This is a genomic window from Staphylococcus sp. 8AQ, from assembly GCF_902506595.1.
GTDB lineage: Bacteria > Bacillota > Bacilli > Staphylococcales > Staphylococcaceae > Staphylococcus > Staphylococcus pasteuri.
Map to the genome: position 1 here is coordinate 2,349,969 of NZ_LR733871.1, position 20,968 is coordinate 2,370,936.

General features: G+C 31.0%; 24 protein-coding genes and 3 pseudogenes. 15 read left to right on the plus strand and 12 right to left on the minus strand.

The features are described 5' to 3' along the window. Positions 1 to 77 precede the first annotated feature (77 nt). Genes GVY01_RS11460 through GVY01_RS11470 form a run of 3 tightly spaced genes read left to right on the plus strand, consistent with a single transcriptional unit; the run spans position 78 to position 3,086 of the window. Entirely contained in the window at positions 78 to 1,208 is a 1,131-nt protein-coding gene (locus GVY01_RS11460) for an efflux RND transporter periplasmic adaptor subunit (protein ID WP_017636713.1), read from the plus strand. After that, the gene (locus GVY01_RS11465) at positions 1,205 to 1,891 is read left to right on the plus strand and encodes an ABC transporter ATP-binding protein (RefSeq protein WP_017636712.1); all 687 of its coding nucleotides are present in this window, start codon (positions 1,205 to 1,207) and stop codon (positions 1,889 to 1,891) included. The genes GVY01_RS11460 and GVY01_RS11465 overlap by 4 nt, the downstream gene beginning before the upstream one ends. Continuing rightward, positions 1,884 to 3,086, plus strand: coding sequence for an ABC transporter permease (locus GVY01_RS11470; protein WP_017636711.1), 1,203 nt, complete (start codon positions 1,884 to 1,886; stop codon positions 3,084 to 3,086). The genes GVY01_RS11465 and GVY01_RS11470 overlap by 8 nt, the downstream gene beginning before the upstream one ends. A gap of 189 nt (positions 3,087 to 3,275) precedes the next feature. Here GVY01_RS11470 and GVY01_RS11475 read toward each other — a convergent pair. Beyond that, positions 3,276 to 4,009 (minus strand): annotated as a pseudogene (locus GVY01_RS11475) (glucose 1-dehydrogenase). A gap of 244 nt (positions 4,010 to 4,253) precedes the next feature. Here GVY01_RS11475 and GVY01_RS11480 point away from each other — a divergent pair. The 6 genes and pseudogenes from GVY01_RS11480 to GVY01_RS11500 all read left to right on the plus strand — a co-directional run bounded on the left by GVY01_RS11480 (position 4,254) and on the right by GVY01_RS11500 (position 8,832). Continuing rightward, positions 4,254 to 5,096 (plus strand): patatin-like phospholipase family protein, encoded by an 843-nt coding sequence (locus GVY01_RS11480; protein WP_017636709.1) that lies wholly within the window; start codon positions 4,254 to 4,256, stop codon positions 5,094 to 5,096. Between the two features lie 177 nt (positions 5,097 to 5,273). Continuing rightward, on the plus strand, positions 5,274 to 5,462 hold the full coding sequence (locus GVY01_RS12740) for an SDR family NAD(P)-dependent oxidoreductase (RefSeq protein WP_258221623.1): 189 nt from the start codon (positions 5,274 to 5,276) through the stop codon (positions 5,460 to 5,462). Between the two features lie 59 nt (positions 5,463 to 5,521). After that, positions 5,522 to 5,983 (plus strand): SDR family NAD(P)-dependent oxidoreductase, encoded by a 462-nt coding sequence (locus GVY01_RS11485; protein ID WP_258221625.1) that lies wholly within the window; start codon positions 5,522 to 5,524, stop codon positions 5,981 to 5,983. Between the two features lie 583 nt (positions 5,984 to 6,566). Continuing rightward, on the plus strand, positions 6,567 to 7,067 hold the full coding sequence (gene isaB, locus GVY01_RS11490) for an immunodominant staphylococcal antigen IsaB family protein (RefSeq protein WP_017636708.1): 501 nt from the start codon (positions 6,567 to 6,569) through the stop codon (positions 7,065 to 7,067). 163 nt (positions 7,068 to 7,230) lie between these two features. Then, entirely contained in the window at positions 7,231 to 7,833 is a 603-nt protein-coding gene (locus GVY01_RS11495) for a short chain dehydrogenase (protein ID WP_017636707.1), read from the plus strand. Between the two features lie 231 nt (positions 7,834 to 8,064). Continuing rightward, positions 8,065 to 8,832 (plus strand): annotated as a pseudogene (locus GVY01_RS11500) (ABC transporter permease). 54 nt (positions 8,833 to 8,886) lie between these two features. On the opposite strand, the gene GVY01_RS11505 reads toward GVY01_RS11500, so the two are convergent. From GVY01_RS11505 to GVY01_RS11525, 5 genes are all read right to left on the minus strand, one after another. Continuing rightward, positions 8,887 to 9,294: a hypothetical protein gene (locus GVY01_RS11505; protein ID WP_017636705.1), complete on the minus strand. Its 408-nt coding sequence runs from the start codon at positions 9,292 to 9,294 to the stop codon at positions 8,887 to 8,889. 593 nt (positions 9,295 to 9,887) lie between these two features. Further along, positions 9,888 to 10,100, minus strand: coding sequence for a hypothetical protein (locus tag GVY01_RS11510; protein WP_017636704.1), 213 nt, complete (start codon positions 10,098 to 10,100; stop codon positions 9,888 to 9,890). Positions 10,101 to 10,255: 155 nt separating this feature from the next. Further along, a complete protein-coding gene (locus GVY01_RS11515; RefSeq protein ID WP_017636703.1) occupies positions 10,256 to 10,450 on the minus strand; it encodes a VraH family peptide resistance protein in 195 nt (64 codons plus the stop codon). Between the two features lie 19 nt (positions 10,451 to 10,469). Beyond that, complete coding sequence (locus GVY01_RS11520; protein ID WP_017636702.1) at positions 10,470 to 12,350, minus strand: FtsX-like permease family protein; 1,881 nt, start codon at positions 12,348 to 12,350, stop codon at positions 10,470 to 10,472. Continuing rightward, the gene (locus tag GVY01_RS11525) at positions 12,340 to 13,098 is read right to left on the minus strand and encodes an ABC transporter ATP-binding protein (RefSeq protein ID WP_017636701.1); all 759 of its coding nucleotides are present in this window, start codon (positions 13,096 to 13,098) and stop codon (positions 12,340 to 12,342) included. The genes GVY01_RS11520 and GVY01_RS11525 overlap by 11 nt, the downstream gene beginning before the upstream one ends. 269 nt (positions 13,099 to 13,367) lie before the next feature. On the opposite strand from GVY01_RS11525, the gene GVY01_RS12575 reads away from it, so the two are divergent. The 3 genes and pseudogenes from GVY01_RS12575 (at position 13,368) to GVY01_RS11535 (ending at position 14,880) form a co-directional block, all read left to right on the plus strand. Beyond that, positions 13,368 to 13,505 (plus strand): hypothetical protein, encoded by a 138-nt coding sequence (locus GVY01_RS12575; RefSeq protein WP_017636700.1) that lies wholly within the window; start codon positions 13,368 to 13,370, stop codon positions 13,503 to 13,505. Between the two features lie 27 nt (positions 13,506 to 13,532). Further along, on the plus strand, positions 13,533 to 14,108 hold the full coding sequence (lepB, locus tag GVY01_RS11530) for a signal peptidase I (RefSeq protein ID WP_017636699.1): 576 nt from the start codon (positions 13,533 to 13,535) through the stop codon (positions 14,106 to 14,108). Between the two features lie 229 nt (positions 14,109 to 14,337). Beyond that, a pseudogene (locus tag GVY01_RS11535) lies at positions 14,338 to 14,880 on the plus strand (GNAT family N-acetyltransferase). 65 nt (positions 14,881 to 14,945) lie between these two features. On the opposite strand, the gene GVY01_RS11540 reads toward GVY01_RS11535, so the two are convergent. The 5 genes from GVY01_RS11540 to GVY01_RS11555 are packed head-to-tail and all read right to left on the minus strand — an operon-like array spanning position 14,946 to position 17,386. After that, complete coding sequence (locus tag GVY01_RS11540; protein WP_017636696.1) at positions 14,946 to 15,578, minus strand: ABC-2 transporter permease; 633 nt, start codon at positions 15,576 to 15,578, stop codon at positions 14,946 to 14,948. Next, on the minus strand, positions 15,578 to 16,420 hold the full coding sequence (locus tag GVY01_RS11545; RefSeq protein ID WP_017636695.1) for an ABC transporter ATP-binding protein: 843 nt from the start codon (positions 16,418 to 16,420) through the stop codon (positions 15,578 to 15,580). Before GVY01_RS11545 ends, GVY01_RS11540 begins: the two co-directional genes overlap by 1 nt. A 48-nt stretch (positions 16,421 to 16,468) precedes the next feature. Next, positions 16,469 to 16,912, minus strand: a complete 444-nt coding sequence (locus GVY01_RS12650; RefSeq protein ID WP_231290201.1) for a DUF3169 family protein — start codon at positions 16,910 to 16,912, stop codon at positions 16,469 to 16,471. Between the two features lie 40 nt (positions 16,913 to 16,952). Next, the gene (locus tag GVY01_RS12655; RefSeq protein ID WP_119483229.1) at positions 16,953 to 17,186 is read right to left on the minus strand and encodes a DUF3169 family protein; all 234 of its coding nucleotides are present in this window, start codon (positions 17,184 to 17,186) and stop codon (positions 16,953 to 16,955) included. Further along, positions 17,183 to 17,386, minus strand: coding sequence for a helix-turn-helix transcriptional regulator (locus GVY01_RS11555; protein WP_017636694.1), 204 nt, complete (start codon positions 17,384 to 17,386; stop codon positions 17,183 to 17,185). The genes GVY01_RS12655 and GVY01_RS11555 overlap by 4 nt, the downstream gene beginning before the upstream one ends. Positions 17,387 to 17,673: 287 nt before the next feature. On the opposite strand from GVY01_RS11555, the gene GVY01_RS11560 reads away from it, so the two are divergent. From GVY01_RS11560 to GVY01_RS11570, 3 genes are read left to right on the plus strand one after another with little or no spacing between them, the layout of a single operon-like run. Then, positions 17,674 to 18,048 (plus strand): DUF3267 domain-containing protein, encoded by a 375-nt coding sequence (locus GVY01_RS11560; RefSeq protein WP_236549875.1) that lies wholly within the window; start codon positions 17,674 to 17,676, stop codon positions 18,046 to 18,048. Positions 18,049 to 18,072: 24 nt separating this feature from the next. After that, positions 18,073 to 18,273: a hypothetical protein gene (locus GVY01_RS11565; protein ID WP_017636692.1), complete on the plus strand. Its 201-nt coding sequence runs from the start codon at positions 18,073 to 18,075 to the stop codon at positions 18,271 to 18,273. After that, entirely contained in the window at positions 18,257 to 18,784 is a 528-nt protein-coding gene (locus tag GVY01_RS11570; RefSeq protein ID WP_017636691.1) for a MepB family protein, read from the plus strand. Before GVY01_RS11565 ends, GVY01_RS11570 begins: the two co-directional genes overlap by 17 nt. Before the next feature lie 454 nt (positions 18,785 to 19,238). Here the strand turns inward: GVY01_RS11570 and GVY01_RS11580 are convergent, their stop codons facing one another. Further along, a complete protein-coding gene (locus tag GVY01_RS11580) occupies positions 19,239 to 20,963 on the minus strand; it encodes a glycoside hydrolase family 3 protein (RefSeq protein ID WP_017636689.1) in 1,725 nt (574 codons plus the stop codon). Positions 20,964 to 20,968: the final 5 nt, after the last annotated feature.

Below are 20,968 nucleotides of genomic sequence, written 5' to 3' on the forward strand. Positions count from 1 at the left end.
TATCCTTAAATTCAATATATATAATAATTAAAGTGTGTTATCATGCAAAATATAATACATTTTAAGGAGCATAGGATATGAATAAGAAACTATTATGGAGTATTATTGGCGTGGCAATTATCTTACTTCTTATCATTGCCGCATTTATCGCAAAGCAATCAACAAGCTCTGACGATAAAGATAGTAAGGGATACGATACATATACAGTTAAAAAAGAAACACCGATTAGTTTGGAAGGTAAAGCATCTCCCAAATCAGTCAAAACATATAACAACAATAGCCAAATAGGCACATTCCAAAGTCCTGCCGTAGACGATGGTCAAAAGGTTAAACAAGGTGATCGTCTCTTAAGCTACGACACGAATAATAGTAAACGCCAACAACTCGCAAATAAAGTTGATCAAGCACAACAACAAGTGAACGATGATTATCAAAAGGTCAATCAAAGTCCAAACAATAATCAACTACAGTCTAAATTGACGCAAGATCAAAGTTCACTCAATGAAGCACAACAACAATTATCACAACATGATAAACAAATGAATGACAGTATTTATGCATCATTTGACGGTAAGGTAAATATTAAAAATGGTGAAGATGCTGGTGAAGGTCAACCTGTTCTACAATTGATTTCAGACAATCCACAAATTAAATCAACGGTTACTGAATTTGATGTCGATAAAATCAAAGAGGGTGACGAGGTTGATGTAACCGTGAATAGTAACGGTAAAAAAGGCAAAGGTAAAATCCTTAAAGTAGATGAACTACCAACTAGCTATGATGATAGCGCGAGTGGTGAATCAAGTGGAGCTCAGGCAAGTGCTGGAGGTCAAGGCGAAGATAGTGAAGAAGGCGCAAGTGCAGCCCAAGCTTCTAATCCAACAGTTAACAATCCTTCTGGCGGTAAAGAAGGAGATACGTCTAAATATAATGTCATTATTGGTGATTTAGACATCCCTGTACGTGCTGGATTCTCTATGGATGCTAAAATTCCTTTAAAAACTAAGAAATTACCTAATAATGTGTTAACAAAAGATAATGATGTATTTGTAGTAGATAAACATAATAAAGTTCATAAACGTGATATTAAAATTGATCGCAGTAATGGCCAAATTATTGTGAAAAAAGGACTTAAAGCAGGTGACAAAGTCATCAAAAATCCTAAAGGTAATCTAAATGATGGAGAAAAAGTTGAGGTGTCATCATGATTGAATTGAAAAAAATCAATCGACACTTCAAAAATGGTGACGAAACGAATCATATCTTAAAAGATATTGATATCCATATTGATGAAGGCGAATTTATCGCTATTATGGGACCATCCGGTTCAGGTAAGAGTACCCTCATCAATATCCTTGGATTTATTGATCGTGGTTATGAAGGTGAATATCTTTTTAATGGTGAAAATTATAAAAAAAGTTCAGATAATAAACTCGCAACCATTCGTAATCACACAGTAGGATTTGTCTTCCAAAACTTTAAGCTTATTCAAAATAATACAATTCTTGAAAATGTCAGCATCCCACTCATATACAACGGTATGGGTAGTAAAGAACGTAAAGACAAAGTATTGAAGGGATTAGAAGATGTTGGCCTTCACAACAAGGAAGACTTACTTCCCAATAAATTGTCTGGTGGTCAACAACAACGTGTAGCTATCGCAAGAGCCATTATCAATGAACCTAAGTTTGTCATTGCTGACGAACCTACAGGGGCTCTTGATTCAAAAACATCAAAAGACATTATGGATTTATTTGTAACGTTAAATAAAGAAAAAGGTACAACCATGATTATGGTAACCCATGATCGTGAGGTCGCGAACAAAGCGGATCGTATCATTCATATTTTAGATGGTCGTGTGAAAGAGGAAGAGGTGTTGGCGCATGAGTAACTTTTCTAATATTTTGTCTGTCGCCTTTCGCTCTATTTTAAAAAATAAACGCCGTAATATCTTTACGATGATAGGGATTATTATCGGTATTGCTGCTGTTATTACGATCATGGCATTGGGTAATGGTTTCAAAAAGACAACCAATGAACAATTTGATGATGCAGGTGCAGGTAAAGACCAAGCCATGATTACTTATATGACAGAAGATATGAGTGCACCTAAAGACAACCCGTTTAAACAAGAAGATCTCAGTGTTGTAGAACAAGTTAAAGGTGTTAAAAGCGCGAAAGTAAAGGAAAGTAAAGATAGTACTTATGCCGCTAAAATTACAAATACTCATGGAAGTGGCGATGTTGATTTGAAAAAAGCGAGCCAGGTCTCAGACGTTGATCATGGACATGGTTTTACAAAAGATGATAATGACACACAGGAAAAAGTTGTGGTTATAGATAATAAAGTCGCTAAAAAAGTCTTTCATAATGCAGATAGTGCGGTAGGAAAATCAATTTATATTAATGGGGAAGGCTTTAAAGTCGTTGGTGTTGGTGATGCAAGCGGCCAAGATGCGAGTGGCATGCCTCTCGAAACGGTTGTTCAAATGCCAACGAAAACAGCTGACCATTATATGAGTAACCTGTCTCAAGGAACACCTCAAATACAAGTAAAGGTCAATGATGGCGAAGATAAAAAAGAGATCGGTAAAAAAGTTGAAAAAGAACTGAATAAAAAAGGAACTGGTGTTTCAAATGGCCAGTATAGTTTTAATGATAACGAAGAAATGATGAAAAGCATTGGTAAAGTCTTAGATACCATCACATACTTTGTGGCAGCAGTCGCAGGTATTTCACTATTTATCGCAGGTATTGGTGTCATGAATGTGATGTATATTTCTGTTACAGAACGAACAGAGGAAATTGCGATACGTCGTGCCTTCGGTGCTAAAGGTCGAGACATTGAAATACAATTCTTAGTTGAAAGTGTTGTACTTTGTCTACTAGGTGGTATTATCGGCTTAATACTAGGTATTATCATCGCTACAGTGGTCGATATAGCAACACCAGATATGGTTAAAAGTTCAGTTAGTATAAGTTCAGTCATCTTGGCTGTAGGCGTATCAACGCTTATTGGTGTTGTCTTCGGTTGGATACCAGCCCGCGCAGCCTCTAAAAAAGAATTAATAGACATTATTAAATAATAATATTTCAATTTTAACTAAATATATATGAAAAGTTCGTCACAATTATCATTTGTGGCGAACTTTTTCTACTCCAATTATTACAATATAAATAATATTTTCTGAGATACAGTATTTATTTTTATAACTAAAAATTAACAAGTTGGTATGAGATGTATTTATGTTTAATTAACATTTTATCTATATTAATTAAATCGCTGTAATGCCACCATCTATAACAAATTCTGAACCTGTAGAGTAAGAAGCCTCATCGGATGCTAAGAAACAAACCATGTTTGACACTTCTTCAACTTCAGCTATACGTCGCATTGGTATTTGTTTAGCAAATTCATCGACGGCTTCTTTAACATCTTTTTGTTGAATCATAGGTGTATTAATAACACCTGGGTGAACAGAATTTACGCGAATATTATACGGCGACAATTCATGTGCTGCAGCTTTAGTCATACCTCTTACTGCAAATTTTGTATCAGTATAACCAATGGCACCTCCAACTAATCCATCAATAGAAGAAATATTGATAATGGCACCACTTTGTTGTTCTTTCATTACCTTAGCTACTGATTTGATACCTAAAAAGACAGAGACTTGGTTAATATTAACAATCTTCATATAATCGTCTAGTGTTAAAGACTCTAACGGCTTGTTATAAGTCATACCTGCATTATTAACTAGAACATCAATTTTATTCCATTTTGCTAAAACAGTTTCAATTACATTATGCCAATCATCCTCACTAGTCACATCATGTTTGATAAAAAGCGCATTAGAGCCTAAAGTTTTGGCTAATTCATTTCCTTTTTCCTCATTGATATCAGTGATAACGACTTTAGCACCATGTTCTATAGCTTTTTTGCGTGCATTTCTCCCATACCTTGAGCACCACCAGTAATAATCATTACCTTATTATTTAGCTTTTGCATATTGTTATTCCTCCTTAAAAATACGACATTCCTTTATATGAAATAATTATAAAACTTATTATAAATAAAGTGTAATACTAACTAAAAATTATGATGATTTTTGTTGTGCGAATCTTTATTATTTAAAATTTTACCTGCTATAAGTACAATGCTTTTAACTGTTTATATAATGGGAAATAATATATTGTATATAATCATAGTAACAACATGTAATTTAGACGGAATAACGAGGGGGTAGTCTAAAATGAGTAAGGATAAAGCACTTGTATTAGGCGGCGGTGGTATTACAGGCATTGCTTGGGAAGCTGGCGTACTAGCAGGGTTAATAGATTCAGGTATAAAAATGAATCAAGTAGATAAGATATTAGGTAGTTCTGCAGGTTCATTTGTTGGAGCGATTTTAGCAAATAATCAAAACATGCAAGCATATTATCAAGATTTAGCAACACATCATAGTGAAACCGATAATGCTCAACTTGATCCAGCGATATATGACTTGTGGACTAAAACATTTATTAAAGGTAGGGATAATGAACAATTAATCGGACAGTACCTTGGAGATATTATTAATAGTCACCCATCAAATGTTTCACCAGAGACTCGAAGTGATTCAATACAACAAAGATTAGGTAATGCTAAATGGACGGATCAACTTGAAATTACTGCGATAAATGCAAGGACAGGCAAGTTGTCGACTTTTAATGAGAATAGCGGCGTGAGCTTAAAAGAAGCAGTGACAGCTAGTGGTGCCGTTCCGGGTCTTTGGCCACACATTAATTTATTGGGAGATTCTTGGATTGATGGTGGTATGGTTTCATCAACAAATGCGATGTTAGTGTCAGACTATCAAGATATTATTATTCTGGCTCCTCTTAGTCAAAAACTAGGTCAAGTGCCTTCAGTGTATGAAGAAGCGGAGAAATTAAAAGAACAAAGTAACGTTACCTTAATTGTACCTGACGAAAACAGTAAAAATAGTATAGGTCAAAATATTTATTCATCAAAAAATATTAAAGAAATTGGTGATGCTGGATATGAACAAGGGAAGACACTAGCGACATCCTTAACTGAAAATATTGAGAATTAGAAATAAAATATGAAATTGTAACAAAAAAACTTCATTAATGATTGTATTGAGGGAATTTTTTCTTTAACAATGAAAGTATCATTGTCAGCTATTATATTAAGAGGTGTGTCTAGTTAATAAAGCAATATTGTAGTAATGTAAATTTAAAGAGATAAGTCATGAAAAAGGAGACTTAATATGACACAAAAAGTATTAATTACAGGTGCGAATAAAGGATTAGGATTTGAAACGGCGAGACAATTAGGAAACAAAGGATGGACTATTTTATTAGGTGCTAGAGATGAAGTAAGAGCTACTGAAGCGGTAAAGACGTTACAACAAAAAGGTATTAATGCGGAATGGATCAAAATTGATTTAAATGATTAACGACTATTCACGAAGCAGCGAAGTATGTTGAAACTAAGCATCCTGATTTAAATGTACTTATTAATAATGCGGGCATTTCAGGAAATATGGAAGCATCTCCATTAGATGTAGATATTGAAGAATTAAAATCACTGACAGAGGTCAATGTCTATGGAAACTTTGAAATGGTTAAGTCGTTCACGCCAATCCTAGCACGCAATAAAGGGAGAATACTCAATTTAACCATTCCTACTAAACCAAGTAATTTTTTCCATCCATTTAGTTATATGACAACGAAAACGGCACTCAATTCAATGATTAAATTATTTGCGAAGTATTTTAAGAAACATAAGATTTCTGTTGAAATATTTGGAGTCATGCCTGGCAGTATTACAACTGATTTAAATAATAACCAAAAAGGCTTTTTCATGCGTACAGTCAATGAAGGGGCACAATCTATTGTAAATGTAATAACGGATAAGCGTAATCATAACGGGAAAATTTTGATTCGATTGAGACCTTTTAAAATATTTAAAAAATAGAAATGAAGAGTTATAAGTACCGTTATTAAGAGCGTAAAATATAGAATAAAATTATAAGATTTATTTTATCTATTATTGTATAATAATTAAAGTAAGCAAATTGAATGGTGGCGGCTAATCTCAAAAAAATGGGGTGATGCCTATGATTTTGGTTTTTACTCCTAGAGAGGAGTAGCATGACTGATTATGAAATGCTGATGGTCGTTTTAACGATTATTGGCTTAATATTAATTAGTAGTAAGCAAAATTAATAGACCATCTCAACTTTAGCAATTAGATGGTCTAAATAGGCAATTTCAAAAGCTACCGTCTTTTTAACGGGCTTACATAGGCGCAAGTGTTGGTAGCACTTGTGCTTTTTATTTGTTGCTCTCTATTAAATAGAGAAACAATTTACACCCTTATTATATAATCCATTCCTATATATGTAAATATTTATATTATTTTTGAGAGTGATGTATCTAGAATACAGAATCAAGGAATGTGTAATTTGAAACGTTGTAACTTTTGTGTAATAATGTAATCGAAATGTAATCGCTTGCATTTGTATTGCATTTCAAAAAACAAAGAGGAGAGATTGAATATGAAAAAGACTACAAAAGCAGTTGTTGGATCAATGTTAGCAGTAGGAACAGTATTCGGAATCGGCGCCTCAGTAGAAACACCACAAAGTAACGAAGCACATGCAGCAACACAACCTTATTATAATTATCAAGGGTACACATCCTCACAAAGTAATTTTATTTTAGACAAGAACTTTATTAATGCACTTAAAAATGACAATTTAACAATCAATGGTTATAAAATCACCGAAAATAGTAAAAATAGTGACAAAACAATAAAAAAATATGATCAACAATTTTATTTAGCTAGTAAACATAAAGCAGATGGAATATGGTTTGATCTAAAAGATGGCGTTGTATCTAAATCAAAATTGCTTAAAGTATATGGTAATCCTGATACAAAACCTGCTAGCTCTGCTCAAGGAAATGAATACAATTATAATATTGGTGGAAAAAGTGTTAAATTCTTAGAGAACAATGGTTATATCACTAAAGTAGGTATTCATAATGGTGAATCTTAAATAAATCAATTCATTAAATGATATAGTTTCTTAAATAAATAAGACAGATATTGGACTAAAAAGTTCAATATCTGTTTTTATGTATATAATAATTTGTTATGTTAAAAATATATATCATTTTAAAGAATTCTAGACTTAATTCATAAAAATTAGGAGGATTATAATGAAAATTATTGTTGTTGGAGCTACAGGGACAATAGGTAAAAGTGTATCAAAGAAACTTAAAGATAATCATCATGAAGTCATTGAAGTAGGAAGTCAGTCTGGTGATTATCAATTAGATATTACTTCTCCAGAAGAAATTGAAAAAATGTATAAAGATATTGATAATGTAGATGCAGTTGTTAGTGCGACAGGTGGCGCAACTTTCAAAGCGCTTTCTGATATGACTTTAGAAGATAATAATGTAGCAATTCAAAGCAAATTATTAGGTCAAATTAATCTTGTATTAATTGGACAACATTATTTAAATGAAAATGGCAGTTTCACTTTAACATCTGGTATTATGATGGATGATCCTATACGTTTAGGTTCTTCTGCAGCGATGGCTAATGGCGGTGTCGCAGGCTTTGTTACCTCTGCAGCAGTTGAATTGAAACGTGGACTAAGAATTAATAATGTAAGCCCTAATGTAGTGGAAGAAGCTCTAGATAAATATGGAGAATTTTTCAAAGGATTTACAGCTGTTCCTGTAGAAAAAGTGGCTAATGCTTTTATTAAAAGTGTTGAAGGTGCTCAAACAGGTCAAACATATAGAATTTATTAATAGAAATGTAATTGGCTATGAAATTTTAAATACTAAGTAGTTATAAATTATTTTCCATTAAAATTGAGGATATGTTAAAATCTTTGTGAAAAATAAATAATATATAAGTTATTAAATAAAACTTGGGATATTTTGTTAATATCTCAAGTTGTTTTTATGAAAGATTAATATATATTTTAAAGAAAGGCATTTTATAAAATGATTGCACCATTATATATTATTTAAGAGCATATCAGTAATATATATCTAATAAAGAGATTGGCTGAGTTTCAGATTAAGATTTCGAATAAAAATAACTATTTAGGTACACTTTGGGAAGTGCTTAATCCTACTATTCAAATAATGGTATATTGATTTGTTTTTGGTTTAGGTTTTAGAAGTAATCGTTTAGTAGAAGGCATACCATTTATATTTTGGCTTATAGTTGGAATTAGTATGTGGTTTTTTATCAACCAAGGCATATTAGAAGGAACAAAAGCCATCACAGGAAAGTATAACCAAGTAGCTAAGATGAACTTTCCATTATCTATTGTACCTAGTTATTTAGTTGTGAGTAGGTTTTATTCACATTTACTACTATTGATTATAGTCATGCTTATTTGTTTTGTAGGTGGATATCATCCTACTATATATACGTTACAATTATTATTGTTCATTCCTTATACGTTAATTTTTACTATGGGAGTGGCATTATTGACATCTACTTTAGGAATCATAATTAGAGATACTCAAATGATGATTCAAGCATTAATGAGAATTGTCTTTTTTATATCTTCAATTCTATATTTGCCGACAAATAAGGTTGTATTAGGTGTTATAAAATTAAATCCAATCTACTTTATTGCCGAAGGATATCGATCTTCCATTCTCTATCACGATTGGTTTCTAATGTCTCATTGGAAACTTGCTGTTTATAATTTAATAGTATTACTTATTATTTTTATAATAGGGTCTTATTTACATATGAAATATAGAGAAAAATTTGCAGATTATCTATAAAGTATAAAAGCGTGAACCAACATTAAAATGGTTCACGCTTTTTAGGAATACAGTTTATTTTGAAAGGTCTTTTAAATTATATTTACTTAGATCTATTTCTCCAACATATTCTTGGTCCATAGGTGTACTATTTTCATACATTGTAACTTTGCCACTGGCTTTATTAACACCAATGATATGTAATCCACCAACACCATCTGTATTGAAATAAGGAATTTCGTAATAATACCCTTTATCTTTAATGTCACCAGTTGTTTTTAAGCGATTAGTATCGAAATTAAATTTTTTAGCAGCCATATTATAAGCATCTTTAATTAACTGTTTTTTGTCATTTTGTTGTGCTTTTTGAGTTGTTGGTGCTTTATCTTGAGATTGCGTTGTTGCTGCATGTGCAGGTGCAAAAGTTACAATCGATCCTGTTAATGCTAAGATTGATAAGCTTGTGAATACCTTACGTTTCATGATAATCCATCTCCTCAATGTTTATTATTTCGTTCTGTAATAAAAATGTAACATAAATGAAATATAAAAATCTAGTATTTTCATAAAATAAAATTAAATTTTAACATTTTATTTATAACTACTTTACAAAATACGGTAAAAATTTTAAATTTATCGTTCATATATTTTTAAAATTTTAGATTTTTCTAGGAAATATAATATAATTCCAATCTTCATATTATCCTCTTGATATGACATCTAATTCAAAAATTTTGTAACTTAATGATTAGATTTGAGATAAGCGGGTATATAATATGAATTATTATTATTTTAATAATTTGCATCTGTAAAAAACTTAATTTGTTTAATTATCAAAAGTAAGAACAAATTGTTTTTACGCTTAAATTAAGTTGTTATATACATTTTATAAAAATGGTGTTATACTACAAGTAGTTTGTTAGGTAAAAAATCTTGTTTTTTTTAAGTCTATGTACGCCCGTTCAGCGGACATAGGCTTTTTTTATTATATATAAGTTATAAATACAATCACAGCTAAATTGATTTAAAAAAAGCTACTCGCTTATTAAATAGCAAGTAGCATAAATATATGACAACTAATGAATGATAACGTAGGACAAACCCGTTAAAGTAAGTGTCAAAATAATTGTTAAAACAAGTATTGTTATGATTTTTTCTTTAAAAGATACAGGTTTTAAACCTATGAAAACTGTTAAAGTAAAGAAAAATAAACTTGCGATAAGATAAAATATAAACAATATAAAGATAAAACTATCAGGATGATTTAAAAACTCTTGATATTGATTCATAAGGAAACTCCTTAATATGTATTAATAATCCCAATATAACAAACATGTAAAGTGGTAGCTAATGTTTATATATTTAAATATTCCAAGCTATAAAATGTGATCAAATCAAAAAAACGTGTGCGCTCAATGAATAACGAGCACACACATTTTTTATATTATAAATCCTTTTTTTCATCTCTGCGTTTTAAGAAGTAAGCGCCACCTAATAATCCGACTGGAATACCTGCAATCGGCGTGATAGCACTACTTAATACTATGATTATAAGTGTGAGCATCACCACATTAAATAAGTTCACTTTTAAATTTTTTAAATCCTCATATGATTGTTTGATTAAGTCTTTGAATTTCATTATAAATCTCTCCTTTAATTTATATCGTTTTTTTAATAATGCGATTTGAATGTATGAAAGCAATTAGTGCAAATGCGAAATAGACGAGTGAGTATACGACCATTACGACAATAATAGGTGTGTAAGAGACGTTACCCATCAATTTCATAAACGCAATTGCTGCAAAAAGTGCGTGTAATAAAGCAATGATAAGTGGTAAACCGAAATTAAAGATAATTTTCAATCCGAGTCCTTTCAACATATCCATTTGAGTGAAACCAATTCGTTTTAAAATACGGAAGTTATCAATCTCATCTTCGGTTTCGTCCATTTGTTTAATATAAATGATACAACCGGCAGCGATAAGGAATGATAAACCTAGGAATGATGTGACAAAGATTAATATGCCATTGGTTGAATCTAAAAGTTTTTTAACTTCATCGCGTGGTTGAATTTCAGGATTGATATATTTAGCAATAGCTGCTGCTTTCTTCATATCAGTATGATCTTTGATATTGATGCCATACATATTTTGCATGATGTCATTTGTCTTCAATTTATTAAATTCGGCCCTGCTAATTTCAATCACTGGCATATTAGTCGTCAAATCAAGGGGAAGCATTGTTTCTTTATCCTCTTTTGTTACTTTAAACGTTTGTTGTTGTTTACCTTCGACAGTAATGGTCTTATTTAAATTAATTTGCATCATACCTGGTGTATTTTTAGTATTTGTAATAATTGCATTGGTGCCTTTAAGTTGATCATTAGGTACTAAAACGTTTTTGGCAGACATACTTTTACTATCATCTTTTAACGTCATCACCTTATCTTCTATTGTTTCGGCTGAAATAGACTCATACGTTTTAGTGCTATATCCGATATGATTTTTATCTAATTGCTGTTTGAATTGTTGTGCTTGTTTTTTGGATGAAAAGTCAAAATCTTGTGGTGACATTGTTTGGAAAGTATTATTACTATTTTCCTGAGTTATTGTCGCAAAGCAAAGGACAGTTACCGTGATCGCTGAAATCACTGCAATAACAGTAAGCGACATCGCATTTTTCTTCATTCTATGCATGATTGAAGCTGTGAACACGACATCCGTAATAGATACATGACCATTTTTGAAATGTTTCATTGATTTGAAAATGAGTGATACAGAACTTCTGAAAAATAAATAGGCGCCAACGACTGTTAAAAATAAAATGATAAACGGTGAAGTCATAGTAAATGTTAATTTTTTAAATGTACCAAACATTTCAGTCGCTATATAGTAACCGAACGCTATCATGACAATGCCTAATATACCGCTTAATACTTCTAAAAATGTAATTTTAACTTTTGTTGTTTCAGTCTGACGGCGGGCTTTCATCAATGCCAATATACTGCGTTTTTTCAAAAATAAATAACTTTGAAATAAAATAAGTATAAAAGCAGTGAGTATTAAAAATAATGTTAATGCTAAAGCCATAGGTTCAAAATTAATAGATAATTTTACTGTTAAATGCATTAACTTAGATGCAACATATAGTAAAAATTGAGAACCAAATATACCTAAAACGATGCCCAATAATCCAGTTATTACAAAAATAGCGATTTGTTCAACACAAAGCATTCTTAAAATATTATTTCTAGTAAGACCTATCAACTGAAATAATGCAAATTCTTGAGTACGTCTTTTAATAAATAGGTGGTTAGCATACATTAAGAAAATCACGATCATAATAAATAAAAATATTGAGCCGACTGATGCACCTTTTCGAATAATAGCTAAAGACTGATCGTTATTAATACTGTCAGTGAACTGTAATGTCGTAAAACTAAAATATAATATGATACTCAATAACAATGAAAATAAATACATCCCATAATGCTTTATATTCATTTTTAAATTTTTGAGTGTAATTTGATTAAATGACATTCGCTACACCACCTAAAGAAGATTGCAGTTGAATAATGTTTTGATAAAAATCGTGTTTAGAATCTTCTCCTTGGTTTATTTCAGAATGAATATGTCCGTCTTTTAACATAATGACACGTTTGGCAAAGCTCGCTGCGACTGGATCATGTGTGACCATAATAATTGTTGATTGGAATGTACGATTCATTTCTTCAAGACGGTTGAGTAAATCTTTCGCACTTTTCGAATCTAATGCACCAGTTGGTTCGTCGGCAAAAATAATCTTCGGTTTATGCACAAATGCTCTGGCAGCGGCTGTTCGTTGTTGTTGACCTCCTGATATTTCACTTGGGTATTTATTTCCCAGGTCATGAATACCTAATGCTTCAGTGACTTCTTGATAAGATTGTTCCATTTCTTTTTTGCCGTAATGCTGAACTGATAAAGGTAGCATAATGTTTTCTTTAACCGTGAGTGTTGGTAATACACTGTAATCTTGGAAAATAAATCCTAATGACTTTTTACGATATTGTGCAAGTTGTTTATTCTTTAATTGACTAATATTGTGACCGTCAACAATGACTGAACCGCTTGAAATTGTATCAATTGAACTAAGAACATTGAGCAATGTTGTTTTACCAGACCCTGAAGGCCCCATAATTGCTACAAATTCTCCCTTTTCAACTGAAAAATTAATATCATTCAATGCTTGATATTGTTTCTTCTTACCATAAATTTTTGATAAATGATCGACTTGTAAAATTGACATGTTATCACTCCTTATTGCTTATATCTTAATTTTAGGAGTAATAAGATCTTCCAGCCTTTATCTAAACTTACAAAATACGCTACCAAACTTACAGCATTGAAAGGTTAGATTTAAGAGGGAAGGGATAGTGAATTTTTATAGAGGATTAACTAATAATAAAAAATAAAAGTTTAGTTTTTGTAAATATAATTGAAATAAATAATTAAGTTATGTAATGATAGAATTAATTGATTTTACATATGAAAATTTAATTTAAGTTGAAGCATCAAATGAAAAACGGAGAAAAATTATATACCGTTACAGTTGATACTAAACAAGGTAAACGTATTGTTGTTTTACCTAAAAAACAGTACGACAAAGTGCAAAAAGGACAGCACATTAAAATAAAAAATGGTGTTGTGGAATAGTGATTAATAAATGCGAGGAGAGCTTATATGGGAAAAGAATTAGTTGAGTGGATTATTGCCTTAGCGACAGGTATTATCATAGCTATCATTCTAACTGTATTTATCGGTACTTCATATACGGTATCGGGAGAATCAATGCATCCCACTTTTGAAGATAGAGATAAAGTTATAGTGAGTAAAATTTCGAAAACATTGAATCACATTGATTCAGGGGATGTTATTATTTTTCACGCTACTGCTAAAAAAGATTATATTAAACGGTTAATTGGTAAACCTGGTGATACTGTTAAATATAAAAAAGATCAACTATATATAAATGATAAAAAAATAAAAGAGCCTTATTTGAAAGAAAATAAAAAGAATAAAGTAAGCAAATATTTAACAGAAGATTTTAATTCCAAGACACTGAAAGGTGCTAAAGGGCATGCTAAAATTCCTAAAGATAAGTATCTAGTATTAGGGGACAATAGACAGAACAGTATAGATAGTAGATATGACGTTGGGCTAATTGATAAAAAGCAGATTGTAGGAAAAGTTATGTTTAGGTATTGGCCTATCAGCAAATGGGAAGGCGGTTTTAATCCAGATACTTTTCCAAATTAAATGTTAACAATCTCCATAGTTGATTCATTTTTATGTAAACAATGAATTGATTATGGAGATTTTTTATAGGCGTGGATAATTGGCACGGCTGTGGATAGATTTTGATTGATATTCTTTAAAACACTGTTATATTAGGGGTTTGATATGTAATTTGAGTTATCCACAGCATATGTTAAAATGTTGATAATTAACAGAATTGTGTGACAATAATGTAAATGGAGTGTAAAGCATGTTTGGATTTAAGGTAAACGATGAAGTGACTTTAAAAATATTAGAAACAAGAGAAGCGGATGCACTTTTTAAACTTATAGATCAATCACGAGCGTATTTAGCAAAATGGTTACCTTTTGTAGCATATACAAATCAAGTTGAAGACAGTCAGAAATTTATTCAAGCAGCATTACAACAATTTGCTAGTGGTAATGGATTCCACTGTGGCATTTGGTCAGAAAATGAATTAGTTGGTGTGATTGGCTTACATTATATCGATACTGTTAATAGAAAAACTTCTATTGGTTATTATTTAGGTGAAAGTCATCAGAAAAAAGGAATTATGACGCAATGTACTTAGGCGGTTATTGATTATGCATTTAATGAGTTGGATTTAAACCGTGTGGAAATTAGAGCTTCAGTGGAAAATACGAAAAGCCAAGCTATTCCAAAAAGATTAGGATTTACAAAAGAAGGAAAATTACGAAGTGAAGAATGTGTACAAGGAAAATTTACAGATAGTTATGTATATAGTTTATTAAAATCAGAATGGCAATCATAGAAAAAAGACTAGGCGAGATTAGGGCATAATCATAAGGTTAGCCCAATCTTACCTAGTCTTTGATTTTATAAATCTTGCTTGTTGAAAATCTTAATAGATAAAATGTATGAAATTACTGTTGTCATAATACCAAATAATGCATAAATGATTAGTACAACTTGATTGAAAGGTGTTAATACATTTTCAATATTATCTGCACCACCCATACCAGGGAATACAAAGGCAAATACTACAATGAAATAGAATAGCATTACAATAAGAACCGTTGTTGTTAAAACAGCATTTGAATTTTCAGGACCAAATTTAAAAGTTAATGGAAATGCGACAGCATATGTGCCAGCAGCTCCTATGCCAATAAGAGCAGATGCTATGATTATATTTAGATTATGATTAATAATCGTAAGTGATACTGTACCAATTACTAGTCCTATTACTATTAAAATACAATTTAAAAGAAAGTAACTTTTGATATAAAGATTACGACCTGTAGGTAATGTTGATACATAATACATCCATTTCGATTCTTTTTCATGTTTTAAATTATCTGAGATTGGTGAAATGAGAAATAACATTGAAATAAAGCAAGATATTAATGGACTTGTTAAAGCCATAAATAAAGATACAACGATAGAAACAATGAAATAAGTGATTAATGATTTTTTTGCTGTATAAAGCATGCTAAGGCATAGACCTTTCATTATTGTTCACCTCTCATTAAAATTTTTGTCGCATCATCAATGCTAGAAAGTGGCTCTGCACCTTCAATTTGATGATAATTATTAACTAATGCGATTATTCTATTTTGTCGTGTTCGAGATGCAACTATCATTTCATTAGGTACTTTGAATTGCTCTTCATCAACGTCTAAAACTCCGTAATTTTCAAGTAATGTTCGTTTATCTTCTTCTAAAATAATACATCCATCTTTCATAAATACGAGTTTAGTGGCTAATTGTTCAATATCTTCAGAGATATGGGAAGAAATTAATATACCATTATCTTCAGCTACAAAATCTTCTAATATTTCAATGACTTCTTCACGACCTGAAGCGTCCATACCTGCTGTTGCTTCATCAAGTATTAGTAGATGACTATCATGAGCTAAAGCAATAGCTAAAGCAGATTTCATACGCATACCTCTTGAAAATGATTTAATTTGATTTTTAGTTGGCAATTCAAACTGCTTAATTATTGAAAAGAAACGATCACTTTTCCAAGTTTTGTAAATATTACTAAAGACTTTATCTATATCAGTTAAAGTAAGTTTATTCGGTACGCGTAAATCATCAAAGACGACACCAAGATGTTCTTTATATGAAAGATCATTATTTGAAATTTTTTGGTCGAAGAAATAAATATCTCCTGTATCTTTATGACGATTGCCTACTAAAGTATTGATGAGGGTAGACTTCCCTGAGCCATTCTTACCGATTAATCCTACAACTTCTTGAGGTGTAATCGACAAATTAATATTTGAAAGTCGAAATTCTGAATCTTTATAAGACTTATTAAGATCTTGAACATTTAAAAGTTGTTCCATGAATATGCCTCACTTTCTAAAATATATTTAAAAGTATGGTAATTACATTTAAGATTTATAAAATTTTCTAACTTTAGACAGATAGCCAAATGCATTATATATAAATAAAACAATAAGAAATATTACACCCATTGTTTGATTAATACCAGAGCTTATTGAATGGATTGCTAAAAAGATAGCAAATACAATGATTAGAACTAAATTAATGTGATAAGTTTTAAACATTGATGTAAGAGTTATGTGACGCTCTCCTTCGTCCATAATTGATAATAACTTTTCAGTATATTTATGTTCTCCTAGTTTTGGATAACGTTCATCGACTTTTCTGGCATATAACCCTATTAGAAGAGCAGGAATGACTGTTATCATATATGGGATAATAGCAAATAATACATAAATATCTTTAATATTTCCTATAACAAGAATTAATAAAAAGATTAAACTAATTAAAATTTGAAAGTAGTATATAAAACTGGCATTTAAAAATTTCAAATTAGATTTTTCTTCGGATTCATCTTCGCTATATTTATTATCAGGATTGTTTATTTTTAAAATAAACAGAATTTTTTAACTCTCTGTACAAAATTACAGTTAAGATAATATTAATTAATGTCGCGATGAAACAAACAACCATAATAGAATTTTGATTGGTAAAAAGAATTTTATTAAAGAAACCCATGTCATTAAGGGTTGGTATTAAGTAGCCAGCAGCTCCTCCGATAATACCTCCAAGTAAAACTAGTAACAGATATCTACCTACTTTCATAAATCTTCCTCCTCAATGATAAAGATGTTTTCAACAGGTTCGTTAAATATTTTGGCGATTTTTAACGCTGTGAGCACTGATGGCGTAAAATCTTTTCTTTCTATCAAAGACACAGTTTGTCTCGATATTCCTGCTAGTTTGGCCAATTGTGTTTGATTATAACCATCACGAGCCCGTAATTCCTTAAGTCGATTTCTCAAGTGGACCAACTCCTTGTTGATTTTAGTGTATATTAATCGCGTCATTTTGACAAGTATATTTGTCAAAATGACATGTATCATGTATATTGAATATAACAATGAAATGCAAAATATAAACAAAGGGGAGAGTATGATTGCAACGTATTGATATATTGAATAATGAAAATTTAATGAAACAGTTTTCTCAGTGTATGATTATATCTTTTATTGGCTTTGGGCTTATATTTTGGTTGATAGAAAAAAGTACAACCACAAAGTTTTTATATGACTCGGCCATAATTAATATATTGAGTATTATTATTTTATATATTTTAATATTTACTATTCATGAGTGTATACATGGTATCTTTTTCAAGTTATTTTCACCTCATCAAAAAGTGCATTTTGGTTACTCAAGTGGAATGATTTATTGTGCAATTCCCGGTGGTCAATTTACACCAATGACTTTTTTAATAAGCGCAATCGCACCTTTTATGATTATAACTATGATTTTAATTATTGCACTTTATACAGGAGTATTACCTAAATTTTTATTCTTATTTTTTGCGACATTCCATGCTGGTAGTTGCGTTGGTGACTTTTATTGGGTGATTAAAATGATACAGGCACCTAAAAATTCTACAATTGAAACTACGGATGAAGGTATTATTATTCACGAATAATTTTAAATAAAGGGGCGATTCAATATGGAAAATAAAGGATTTATGATTTCGAATTTATTAAATGTATTATTAATGGTAGTGATTGCTTTAGGAGTAACTTTTAATCATTTAATTTTAGCTATTATCATCGCTATCGTTGCAGTAATAAATGCAGGCTATTTAATTTATAAAAGTAATGAAATTAATAAAAGGAATAAAGGTAAAGCAAATGACAAAAAATCTTGAATCATTTCAGTCAATAACACCATTGCAAGAATTAGAAAATATTTATCAAACTAAAATAATAAGTACAATCAAAGTCGAAGAATGGAATCAAGAATATGAAGCGATGGAATTTGAATTGTTTCAATATCGTATTAAAAGTAGATTGGGCAAAAAGACACCAAAGAAAAAGGGCTATTTTGTAACTCTGTGGGAGAAGGATAAAAATAATCAAAATATACCAATAGATTTGGATAAAATGAGTGACTATTTAATCATTCACATTATTGATCAGGAACTTAATGGAATGTTTGTTTTTGATAAGAAGACGCTTTTAACCAAAGGTATCTTAAGCGATATAAACCATAAAGGTAAAATGGCTTTTCGAGTGTATCCTACTTGGGAAACGGGTTTAAATACAAGTGCAAACAAAACACAACAGTGGCAGAAATCCCACTTTATAGATTTAAGCCAAACTTCATTAAAACAACAAAAGCCCAAATTAGATTCGTTACTAAATCATGAAATAAATTAATTAGACTTTTTTAATTTCTATAAATTCAATCTCCAAAAATAAAAGTAGTTGTTTCATCGATTTCATTAAGGTGTTGTGACATATCATTTATGTACAAATTGGACAAAGGATTTTATCTTGGAGCATCTTTTAATTTCAATTTACATATAAATACGGAGCATTTTGGCGAGACTCTTGAGGGAACAGGACAAGCTGAAGACCGGGGCCCCAGCAAAGCAAGTTGGGGTAGGCTGAAGCTGTCCCCTAAGAAGGGACCCAACACAAAGAAACTGGTTTATCCAGTTTCAACAAGCAAAGCAGGTTGGGCATAGGGAGCCAATAATACAAAGTATTATAAATAAAGAAGCCAGTAAATGAATTTATAAAACTCATTTACTGGCTATTTTTCTAGGGTTTATTCTTATACTGTTTTTTGTTCTATAACAACCATATTAAGCAGAAATACCACTAACTTCTATAATTTAGCTTGCCATTTATTTGTCCAAACTAGGTCGTTTGGTACCCCTTTAAAGTCTGATTCTCCCATGATTTTATCTACCACTGTTTCTAAACTGATTTGATTTGAATGATAAGCATTGATATATGCTTTAACCATTGTTGCGTCATGTAAATGAGTTGTGAAGTTAAGTGAAGTGAATACTGTTGGCACTTCATGTACATACCAAGGAATTTCATTACTCATAGCAGTTGACCAACGGATACGGTAGTTGTTTTCAGCTGCGTAACCTACAATATTGGCAAATACTAAAGCAGCATCAACTTCATCACGATATTCTAAAGTTTTACCTTTAATACGTGTTGAGCCGTCGTTTACTGTTACATTAAAGCCTCGTTTTTCTAATATAGATACTAAATTATCTGTAAGTGAGTCATCAGATTTATACAATCCATTTTTTTCACCTTCAATAACATAAAGACGAATGTTTTTATGTGTTTCAGGTCGAATAGGTAATTGGTTAAGTGTATTTTTCACTAGTGTAATACCTAAATCAGCTGCTTCTTTTTGCATTTCAATATGTTTATCACAACCAACAACTTCTAATGCTTTTTCATCTTTTTCTAAAGTGTTATTAGCTTGTTTTTCATGTAGATTAATTTTTGCTTTTAATCCAAGAATACGTCTTACAGCATCATTTAAACGTTCGTCAGTAATAACGCCGTTTTTATAACCATTAAGCATGAAATTAAAATCTTCTTCAATATCATTAAAGAATAAGAACATGTCACAACCAGCAGCAATGGCTTGAGGTACATAATCTTCACGTTTCATCGCAGCTGTCATACCTAACATATGACTCGCATCAGTTACAACAAGCCCGTTAAAGTTTAAATCATCTTTCAATAAATCTGTAATTAGTTCTTTAGATAATGTTGCTGGTAAAATGTCTTCATCATTTAAAGCTGGGTTTAATTTTTTAGAGTAGTGAGGTAGTGCGATATGACCAGACATAATCATTTCAACGCCATTATCAATGTGATTAGCATATACTTTACGGAAACTTTGATCCCATTCGTCTGGAGTCATTTCATTTACGCCTAAAACAAGGTGTTGATCTCGTTCTTCTGTGCCATCACCTGGGAAATGTTTGATACATGTAATCATATCTTTTGTTTGGTTAAAGCCTTCGATAAAGGCATTTGTATATTTAATTACAGTGTCAGCATTTGTTCCGTATGCGCGAGTATTAACGATAGTGTTTCTCCAATTTTCAAGAATATCAACACAAGGGTCAAAGTTGATATTTACACCTAATGCACTAGATTCTTGCCCAGAAACATATCCTGCATTATATGCAACTTTAGTATCTTGAGCTGCTTCACATTGAGCTGCAGAAGCAATGTAAGTACCGTCTTTACAAGCGCCATTGCCACCTGAATCACAATTTGCAGCGATGAGTAACGGAATTTTACTGTTATGTTGTAAATCGTTAAGTAAGTGTTGTACTTGTTGTCCATTGCCACCTTGGAATCTTGCGCCTCCAATATGATATTTATCAAGAATATCTTTATTTGTTAATTCATTATCATTAAAGTTTGCATCGTCTTCTAAAAAGAATAAATTGAAAAATAATTGACCAATTTTTTCTTCATCTGTGAGTTCTGATAGTGTATTTTCTACCCATTGAATTTGTTGATCGTTAAGATTATAAGGTTTAGATTTTAGATCTACTTTTACCATAAATA

Bases quoted from the DNA above. Each gene is read 5' to 3' on its own strand.
- GVY01_RS11580 (WP_017636689.1), bottom strand. From the start codon at position 20,963: ATGGTAAAAGTAGATCTAAAATCTAAACCTTATAATCTTAACGATCAA.
- GVY01_RS11465 (WP_017636712.1), top strand. From the start codon at position 1,205: ATGATTGAATTGAAAAAAATCAATCGACACTTCAAAAATGGTGACGAA.
- GVY01_RS11565 (WP_017636692.1), top strand. From the start codon at position 18,073: ATGGAAAATAAAGGATTTATGATTTCGAATTTATTAAATGTATTATTA.
- GVY01_RS11470 (WP_017636711.1), top strand. From the start codon at position 1,884: ATGAGTAACTTTTCTAATATTTTGTCTGTCGCCTTTCGCTCTATTTTA.
- GVY01_RS11515 (WP_017636703.1), bottom strand. From the start codon at position 10,450: ATGAAATTCAAAGACTTAATCAAACAATCATATGAGGATTTAAAAAAT.
- GVY01_RS11520 (WP_017636702.1), bottom strand. From the start codon at position 12,350: ATGTCATTTAATCAAATTACACTCAAAAATTTAAAAATGAATATAAAG.
- GVY01_RS11525 (WP_017636701.1), bottom strand. From the start codon at position 13,098: ATGTCAATTTTACAAGTCGATCATTTATCAAAAATTTATGGTAAGAAG.
- isaB (WP_017636708.1), top strand. From the start codon at position 6,567: ATGAAAAAGACTACAAAAGCAGTTGTTGGATCAATGTTAGCAGTAGGA.
- GVY01_RS11540 (WP_017636696.1), bottom strand. From the start codon at position 15,578: ATGAAAGGTCTATGCCTTAGCATGCTTTATACAGCAAAAAAATCATTA.
- GVY01_RS12575 (WP_017636700.1), top strand. From the start codon at position 13,368: ATGAAAAACGGAGAAAAATTATATACCGTTACAGTTGATACTAAACAA.
- GVY01_RS11570 (WP_017636691.1), top strand. From the start codon at position 18,257: ATGACAAAAAATCTTGAATCATTTCAGTCAATAACACCATTGCAAGAA.
- GVY01_RS11460 (WP_017636713.1), top strand. From the start codon at position 78: ATGAATAAGAAACTATTATGGAGTATTATTGGCGTGGCAATTATCTTA.
- GVY01_RS11480 (WP_017636709.1), top strand. From the start codon at position 4,254: ATGAGTAAGGATAAAGCACTTGTATTAGGCGGCGGTGGTATTACAGGC.
- lepB (WP_017636699.1), top strand. From the start codon at position 13,533: ATGGGAAAAGAATTAGTTGAGTGGATTATTGCCTTAGCGACAGGTATT.
- GVY01_RS12740 (WP_258221623.1), top strand. From the start codon at position 5,274: ATGACACAAAAAGTATTAATTACAGGTGCGAATAAAGGATTAGGATTT.
- GVY01_RS11545 (WP_017636695.1), bottom strand. From the start codon at position 16,420: ATGGAACAACTTTTAAATGTTCAAGATCTTAATAAGTCTTATAAAGAT.
- GVY01_RS11505 (WP_017636705.1), bottom strand. From the start codon at position 9,294: ATGAAACGTAAGGTATTCACAAGCTTATCAATCTTAGCATTAACAGGA.
- GVY01_RS11495 (WP_017636707.1), top strand. From the start codon at position 7,231: ATGAAAATTATTGTTGTTGGAGCTACAGGGACAATAGGTAAAAGTGTA.
- GVY01_RS12655 (WP_119483229.1), bottom strand. From the start codon at position 17,186: ATGAAAGTAGGTAGATATCTGTTACTAGTTTTACTTGGAGGTATTATC.
- GVY01_RS11510 (WP_017636704.1), bottom strand. From the start codon at position 10,100: ATGAATCAATATCAAGAGTTTTTAAATCATCCTGATAGTTTTATCTTT.